This window comes from Candidatus Phytoplasma pruni (assembly GCF_013391955.1).
Taxonomy (GTDB): domain Bacteria; phylum Bacillota_I; class Bacilli_A; order Acholeplasmatales; family Acholeplasmataceae; genus Phytoplasma.
On sequence record NZ_JABUOH010000007.1, the window covers coordinates 1 to 8,070 of the forward strand.

General features: G+C 28.2%; 9 protein-coding genes. 8 read left to right on the plus strand and 1 reads right to left on the minus strand.

Annotation, left to right across the window (positions count from 1 at the left end):
• Window positions 1-170: 170 nt before the first annotated feature.
• The 8 genes from HR065_RS00215 (at window position 171) to rpsO (ending at window position 6,620) form a co-directional block, all read left to right on the plus strand.
• A complete protein-coding gene (locus tag HR065_RS00215) occupies window positions 171-1,991 on the plus strand; it encodes an ABC transporter substrate-binding protein (RefSeq protein ID WP_178733911.1) in 1,821 nt (606 codons plus the stop codon).
• A gap of 104 nt (window positions 1,992-2,095) precedes the next feature.
• The gene (locus HR065_RS00220) at window positions 2,096-3,031 is read left to right on the plus strand and encodes an ABC transporter permease (RefSeq protein ID WP_178733912.1); all 936 of its coding nucleotides are present in this window, start codon (window positions 2,096-2,098) and stop codon (window positions 3,029-3,031) included.
• Between the two features lie 47 nt (window positions 3,032-3,078).
• Window positions 3,079-3,933: an ABC transporter permease gene (locus tag HR065_RS00225; RefSeq protein WP_244948317.1), complete on the plus strand. Its 855-nt coding sequence runs from the start codon at window positions 3,079-3,081 to the stop codon at window positions 3,931-3,933.
• Between the two features lie 6 nt (window positions 3,934-3,939).
• A complete protein-coding gene (locus tag HR065_RS00230) occupies window positions 3,940-4,893 on the plus strand; it encodes an ABC transporter ATP-binding protein (RefSeq protein ID WP_178733913.1) in 954 nt (317 codons plus the stop codon).
• The gene (locus tag HR065_RS03690) at window positions 4,890-5,261 is read left to right on the plus strand and encodes an ATP-binding cassette domain-containing protein (RefSeq protein WP_280527658.1); all 372 of its coding nucleotides are present in this window, start codon (window positions 4,890-4,892) and stop codon (window positions 5,259-5,261) included. The genes HR065_RS00230 and HR065_RS03690 overlap by 4 nt, the downstream gene beginning before the upstream one ends.
• The gene (locus HR065_RS03695) at window positions 5,227-5,829 is read left to right on the plus strand and encodes an ATP-binding cassette domain-containing protein (protein WP_280527659.1); all 603 of its coding nucleotides are present in this window, start codon (window positions 5,227-5,229) and stop codon (window positions 5,827-5,829) included. The genes HR065_RS03690 and HR065_RS03695 overlap by 35 nt, the downstream gene beginning before the upstream one ends.
• Window positions 5,830-6,036: 207 nt before the next feature.
• Window positions 6,037-6,360 (plus strand): cyclic-di-AMP receptor, encoded by a 324-nt coding sequence (locus HR065_RS00240; RefSeq protein WP_178733914.1) that lies wholly within the window; start codon window positions 6,037-6,039, stop codon window positions 6,358-6,360.
• A gap of 32 nt (window positions 6,361-6,392) precedes the next feature.
• Window positions 6,393-6,620 (plus strand): 30S ribosomal protein S15, encoded by a 228-nt coding sequence (gene rpsO, locus HR065_RS00245; RefSeq protein WP_178733915.1) that lies wholly within the window; start codon window positions 6,393-6,395, stop codon window positions 6,618-6,620.
• Window positions 6,621-6,743: 123 nt separating this feature from the next.
• On the opposite strand, the gene HR065_RS00250 is transcribed toward rpsO, so the two are convergent.
• Window positions 6,744-7,328 (minus strand): hypothetical protein, encoded by a 585-nt coding sequence (locus HR065_RS00250; RefSeq protein WP_178733916.1) that lies wholly within the window; start codon window positions 7,326-7,328, stop codon window positions 6,744-6,746.
• Window positions 7,329-8,070: the final 742 nt, after the last annotated feature.

Here is an 8,070-nt window from a genome sequence, read left to right on the forward strand (position 1 = left end):
GTTTTTAATTTAATATAGGCGAATTATCAATATAACAAATATCTTTTTTTTTTTTTTTATCATGCTAATGCCGGTTTTTTTGGGCATGAGCACGATAGTTTTTTAATAGCTTTAAAATTTTTGCCTTTTGTTGTTAATTTTAAAGTCTAGAAATGAGGTAACAGATTTCTATGATCAAAAAGGATAATAAATTTTTAAAATATATTAATAAAAACAAAAAAACATCTATTATTGTTCTTTTGGTGATAATTTTATTAATGGGAACTTTTTTATACAATTTTAGAAGTATCAATAAAAAAAATAACTCAAAACAGACAGATACTTTGTATGTCGCTACAGCGGCTCCTATGCAACCAGGTTTTGGGATGTATAATGTTGGTTCTAGAACTGTTTATAATAATATGATAAGAAATTTAATTCATGAACCTTTATTGATAGCTAAAACTGAACTAACAGAGGGTAAAAAATATGAAAAAACCACTTATGAGAGTAATATTTTAGAAGAATTAGATAAGTCAAATAATTCAGATTCTTCATCTAAAACAAAAACATATGTTTTAAAAGACAATATTAAATTTCATAATAATCATCCTTTAACAGTTGATGATATACTGTATTCTTGGGAAAATACCAAAGAATTAGGTTTAGAATCTGCTCGTTATATAAAAAGTTTTGATAAAATTGAAGATGAGCTTAATAATAAGTTCACTGTTACATTTGAAAATGCAAACAACAATATGAATGAATTTTATTTAAGTAAAATTTTTGTCATAAATAAACAAGAGTGCGAAAAAGACTTTAAAAAAGGAATATCAATAGGTTTAGGAATTTTTCAATTAAAAACCATCAAAAACGAAACAGTTCAATTAGAATTATTTGACAAACATCCTAACGTAGAAGCGAACCCTCCTGCTATCAAAAAAATTCATTTTCAATATTATCCTGATTCTGGACCTTGTTTCTTAAAAACTCAAAATGAGGAAATAGATATATTAATAGAACCAACCAATGAAAATATCTTTGAAATCCGAAAACAAAACATCAATAATTTAAAAACAGTAAAGAATGATTTTTTAAATTTAGAATTTATCTTATTGAATAACGATCGTTTAGACGTCCATAAAAGAAAAATTCTTTATGACATTATTCAAGCAAATAAAAAGACAATATTAGACCAATTATTAAAAAACCAAACAAATGAAGATGAGAGAGCGAATTATCAAGAAATCGATTCCTTTTCAGACCCTCGTTTAATCGGCGGAACTATGGAAGAAAAAAATAAATCAACCAATAGTGCCGAAGCAGAACAAAACCTTCCATCAACAATAAATGATTTTAAAAACGAATTGAAAAAACACCCTCTTCAAATATTAATCACTCAAGATGATAATAACTTGAGAAATCGTTTTTTATATAAATTAAAAGAACTTTTGAAAAAAATAGATTTTCAATGTGAAATCAAAAAGACTGATTTTAACACTATGTTGGAAAAAGCTCAAAAAGGAGAATTTGACATAGTTTCTTTTAGTGATAGTTTATCCAACACTTATCCTCATTATGTTTTAAAACAATATTTTGGACGCATTAATACTAATTTCACAGGCAAAGAACGTTTTAAAACTGTTGAAGGTGAAACGATAGATGGTATTATGAATGTTTCTTCTTTTAAAAACTTCAAAAATCAAGATGCAAATGAAAATAACGGTAAAAATGGCAAGAATAATGATGTATGGGCTTTATTGGATGAAATAGATCAGCTTCCTATCGAACAAAAAACAGAAAAACCTTCAGAAAAGAAATCAGACCAAACAGTCTCCAATTCCTATCCAGAGAAAATAAAGCAAATACAAACTATTTTAAAAGAGAATTATGTTTATGTTCCTTTGTTTTCTAAACAACAAAAAATTTCTATTACCAGAGATAAAATCAAAGGTTTTAAAATGGATGCTTTCGGCAATAACAATTGGTTAGGCATCACTAAAGAACAATAAATATATTTTTGAACCTTCTCATCGAGAAGAAAAAAAGATGTCTTTATGAAAATGCATATATGTGGCAGTAAATCTAAATTAAGTTATAGAAAGTATGTATCAAAATGGCTAAATATACTTTGAAAAAAATCTTTTATACCATGTTTATTTATTTGCTTGTTATTGTGAGTATTTTTTTCGCTTTAAAGCTTTTTTCCGATCCGGTACAAGCTTTATTAGGGCAAGACAGTACTGACGAACAAAAAACCCAATTAGCTCAAGAATTAGGGTTAAATGAAAATGTACATCAACAATTTCAGGATTATTTGACAGGGATTATTTTTAAATTTGATTTTGGTAATTCATACATTCAAAGAGATCAAAAAGCTCTCAACTTATTTATGGGACCTTTTGCTATTACTTTAACGTTATCTATTATTAGCATTTTTATTGCCTCTTTTTTGGGTATTTTAGCAGGCATGTTTGCGGCTTATTATCAAAACAGTAAAAAAGATTATTTCATACTTGTACTTTCTATTTTGATGATTTCAACGCCTAGTTTTATCATAGGTTTCTTGTTGCAATATTTTTTAGGTTTTCGTTGGATGTTATTCCCTATTTCTGGTCTAGATAGTCCCTCTTCTTGGATTTTACCTATTATTACGTTAGTTTTGGGGCAAACTTTTTTAATCGCTAGAACGGTGAGAAATAATATCATTGAGATTTTAGAACAACCTTATATCGTGGTAGCGCGCGCCAAAGGATTATCGCCGACATATATTTTATTCCATCATGTCTTAAAAAACGCTTTAATCCCTATTATCACCCAAATTGGCTTACTTTTTAGTTTTATGTTAGGCGGGTCTTTAATAGTAGAATCTATTTTTACTATTGATGGTGTGGGTTCTTTGATAATGGAGTCTTTTACTAAAAGAGATATTCCGGTTATTCGTGCCTCTATCATCTTATTAGCTTTATTTATTAGTATCTTTAATATCGCTTTAGAAGTGCTTTATGGTTGTTTAGATCCTAAAACGAAAGAAAAAAACCGTCAAGTTTAATAAAATACCAAAAACCATAGATTAAAATAAAAGTGAGTTGGATTATTATGAAGTGGAAAAAACAGATGTTAAATAAAATATATCGCAAGAATAAAATGTTATTTTGGGGTTTATTGATTTTCTCCAGTCTTATGGTCTTAACTTATCTGATGCCTTTGTTTTTTGATAAAGAAAGTAATCATTTGACCAATAACGCTTTAGAACCTATTAGTCCAAAACATTTGATGGGAACTGATTCTATTGGACACGATCTTTGGAGTTTTATTATCCAAGGAACCAGAAATTCTTTAAAAATAGCTTTTTGTACGGCTTTGATAAGTGGTTTTGTCGGCACTCTGTTAGGCATTATAGCGGGTTATTTTCGTAGTTGTACGGATTCAATAGTGAATCTTATTTGTGATTTTTTAGTGGTTTTTCCTGATTTTGTGTTAGCTTTTATAGTGATTTTTATGTTCGGAAAAGGGATGAATCAATTGATTTTATCCATTAGTATATGTTATTTACCCCTTTTTATTAAAAATATTAGAGCAGTTACTATCCAAGTCTCTCAAAAAGATTTTGTACAAAATGCTCTTTCTTTAGGAGCTAGTCATTTTTATATTTTAAGAAAACACATTTTTCCGCATGTTTTAAGTACTTTAATTACTTTAATGGCTACTCGTTTAGGTTCTATCATTTTAGTGGCCGCTAGTATGGGTTTTATCGGTTTAGGGCTTGATCCTTCTACGCCTGAATGGGGTTCTATTTTGAGTTTTAATAAATCCTATATCAGTTCTCGTCCGTATTTAATTTTCGGACCTTTAATCTTTATTTTATTAACTTCTTTGGCTTTTAATTTAATTGGTGAAGGTTTGGTTCAATCTTTTTCTCCTCGTCAATCTCAACAGAAAGAGGATAAATAAAAAGATATGCAAGAAAAAAGAGTCTTATTACAAATTCAAAATTTATATAAAACTTTTTTGAACCATAAAAAGGTGTTTGAAGCTAATCATAATCTTAATTTTACTATTTATGAAGAAGAAACTTTGAGCATTATTGGGGAATCTGGTTCAGGTAAATCTACTTTAGGGAAAATGATCGTTCAACTCCAAAAACCTGATTCAGGTCAAATTTTATATTATTCTCCAACTCATCAAAATGCCTTATCTTTGAACGAATTAAAGAAAAAAGAGATGAAACTGTTAAGAAGAGAAGTCCAAATTATTTTTCAAGATTCTTTTTCTTCTTTAGATCCTAAATTTAAAATTAGAGATATTATCGGTCAAGGTTTATTGATTCAAAAAAAGGTCAAAAATAAAAAAGACCTTCGTTATGAGAAAGAAATTATCGAAATAGCGGAAAATTGTGGTTTAAAGAAAGATTTATTAGACCGTTATCCTCATGAATTAAGTGGTGGTCAAAGGCAAAGAGTTAATATCGCTAAAACTTTAATTTTAAAGCCTAAATTTATTGTTTGTGATGAAATTGTCTCCGCTTTGGATGTGACCGTGCAAAAACAAGTGTTAGATTTATTGAGTGTTTTAAAAAAGAAGTATCAAATGACTTATTTATTTATTTCTCATGATTTAGGTGTAGCTCGTTATATTAGTGATCGTATTGGTGTGATGGAAAAAGGTCGGTTAGTTGAATTAGCTCCTACTGAAGAGCTTTTTAACAATCCTCTACATCCTTATACACAAAAATTATTAAATGCTATTCCGGTTTTGCCGCAATACGCTAATTTAGGTCAAAAGCACTCTTTTCAAAACGAACAAAAAGGTTTTAGTTTTTCTTCTGATTTTTCGGATAGAGATTTTTATGAAGTGAAAAAAGGTCATTTTGTTTTATGCACTTTGGACCAAAAAAAGGATAAAAAAGCATGAGTTTATTGAAGGTTAATAATTTACATACTTATTTTCAAACAGATAAGGGTTTGGTTAAAGCAGTCCAAGGGGTTTCTTTTGAACTGAATAAAAACGAAAGCTTGGGCATAATAGGCGAATCAGGTTCAGGCAAAACACAAATCGTGATGTCTATTTTACAATTATTAAAAGAAAATCAAACCATATATGATGGTCAAATTATTTTTAAAGATCAAATTATTTCTACTTTTAACGACCAAGAAATGCAAAAAATTAGAGGCGATAAAATCGCGATGATTTTTCAAGACCCTGTAGCAGGTTTAAATCCTGTTTTAAAGATTAAAAAAACAAATTATGGAAGTTTTAATCATTCATCGCCAAATGTCTAGCGAAAGAGCTTTTCAACAGGCTTTAAAACTGTTAAAACTAGTGGAAATTAACGATCCAGAAAGAGTGATGTCTTCATATCCTTATCAATTATCAGGCGGGATGTGTCAAAGGGTCATGATTGCTATTGCTTTAGCTTGTGAACCAGAAATTTTGATCGCTGATGAACCTACTACAGCAATTGATGTTTTAGTCCAAAAAGAAATTTTACAGTTAATTAAAAATCTGCAAAAGAAACATAAAATGGCTTTATTATTTATTACTCATGATTTAGGGGTTGTTTCCCAAGTGGCGGATAATATCATTGTTTTATATAAAGGTCAAATAGTGGAAAAAGCGCCTAGTTCTGTTCTTTTGAAAAATCCCTTACATCCGTATACGAAAAAATTATTAAATGATTTTTTAATCACTAGTGTTAATTTTAACCATTATGATGAAGCCACGGATTTTTATAACGCTGAAAACGCTAACTTTGATTTTCGCGTTTTTAAAAAAGATGGTTTGCCAGATCCAGATTTATTGCAAATATCATCAGAACATTGGGTAAGATGCACTATTAATAAGAAATAGTGCTTTTTATGGGTTAAAAAAGTCTATCCCTTTTGGGTTATAGTTTTATAATTTAGCTTTAAAAGTGGCTAAAAAGATCCTCTCAGGTTATTATGTGCCATCTGTCAAAGACCTAATAATATTAATTTTTATTATTTTTAACAAAAAAACCTAATAAAAATTAATATTATTAAATAAATGTTATATAATATAAATATGAAAGATAGTATGAAATTAATTTTAGCAATTGTGTCTAGCGAAGATGCGAATAAAGTTCAAAATAATTTAAATAAAGAGAATGTTTTTAATACAAGATTATCTACTAAAGGTGGTTTTTTAAGAGAAGCAAATGCTACTTTTGTGATAGGTATTGATGCTGAAAGAGTAGATGCGGTTTTGCAAATTATCAAAGAACATTCTAGAAAAAGAACTCAAATGATTCCAGGCAATGTTTTAAATGAAATGGGGGCTTTTTATTCTTTACCTTCCGAAATTTCTATTGGAGGAGCAACTGTTTTTATTTTAGATGTTGAACAATTTTTAAAATTATAAAAAAATCAAAAATTCATAAAGAGGTAATAATAATGTTATTAAGCAAAGAAGAAAAAAAAGAGATTATTAAAAACAATAGCAATAAAGAAGGCGACACAGGTTCTACTAAAGTTCAAATCGCTTTATTAAATCGTGAAATCGAAGAATTAAACAAGCATTTTAAACAACATCCAGGTGATTTTCATTCTAAACGCGGTTTATTAACTAAAAATAAAAAAAGAAATACTTTAATTAGATATTCTCAAAAAAAACAAAATTAAGTTTTGTTGTCATATGAAAAAAACTATCCATTGGATAGTTTTTTTGTTTTTCAAGGTTTTCTTTTTGAGGTATATTGAATTTATTTATAAAAAAGTCTTAATTGCAAAATAAATTTTGTTTATTTATTCTTCTTCGTCAGAATCTTCATCTTCAGTTGTTTCTTGCAAAACGTTCTTTAAATTTGGTTGCATTTCGAATAAATAGGATAAAGGGTTTTTTAAACTATTTTCGCGTTTATGCAATTTTTCTTTTAAACCGACTGCAACTCGTGTCCATTCGTCAATCGTAATTTCTTGTTTGTTGTGCCATAATTGTATCTTGTTATTTTTTGGTTTTTCTAATAATTGTATTTCTGAAGATAAAATTACTATTTTCAATTCGTAAACATCATGTTGTAAAGCTAAAACTATTTTATCTGTTAATCGTTGTCTTGCAGTTGCTCTATCTATTTGACCATTTGATAATTGTGCCCATACTTTATCTTCTAAAACAGAAGTTGTGGGAATTTTCGGTAAAGCATTTTTTTGCTCTATTAAACGGTTCATTTCCTTCTTTTTTTCATCTAATTCTTGAGCAATTTGTTTATTGTTTCTCCATTTGTAAATTACGAATGAGCCGACGCCCAATAATATTACACCTAACAAAATTAGAAGAATTTGAGGAGTTTTACTTTTTTTCGATTGGTAAAATTGATTGTTTGAATTCATAGTTGTTTTCACTTTCTCTTAATTTTTATTGAATATAACATTAATTATACTGTTTTTTTTTTTTTTTCAAGAGTTTCGACAAAAGAAATGCAATTATTTATCTTTTAGCGAGAAAGACCCCTAAATATCAGCAGTTATTAACGTGACAGCACGACTTGCTGATGGTCGTATCGCTGGTGTGGTTCTGATATGAGAAAGAATTTAGGATTACGGCAGAACCTGAAAGAAAATTGAGCCTACAATCCAAAAGACAAGAAGGTTTCACAAGAATAAAATAGCGTCACAGATAAGGTCTGAAAAACCTAAGAACACAACAAATAGAGCAATTTCGGAAATTATAGCGAATAGTGTTCAAGGAAACGAAAGTTTCTGAGTAGCGATAAGGCGGAAGGTATTTAATATTAATATTAACGGAACAGGATTAACAGTTTTTTAATGTCAAAATACAATAAAGAATTTGATTTTACCAACAAGAATACATTTTTAAAGATACAGAAGGGTTTTTGTCGCAAGATTGATCTTTTTTAGAGATGAAAAAATAACTTTTTAATTAAAAGAGGGTTTTTATTTTTTAAATAAATAAAAAGCTATTGTATATTATATCGAATTGATATTATTTATAAACGAAAAAAATTAAAACTTTTTAATTAAAAAAATCATTTTTTTCTTAATAAAAATACAATATTTTTATTAAATTAAATAAAAAAACAAGTTCCAAGTTGGTGGGACTTGTTTTTTTTTT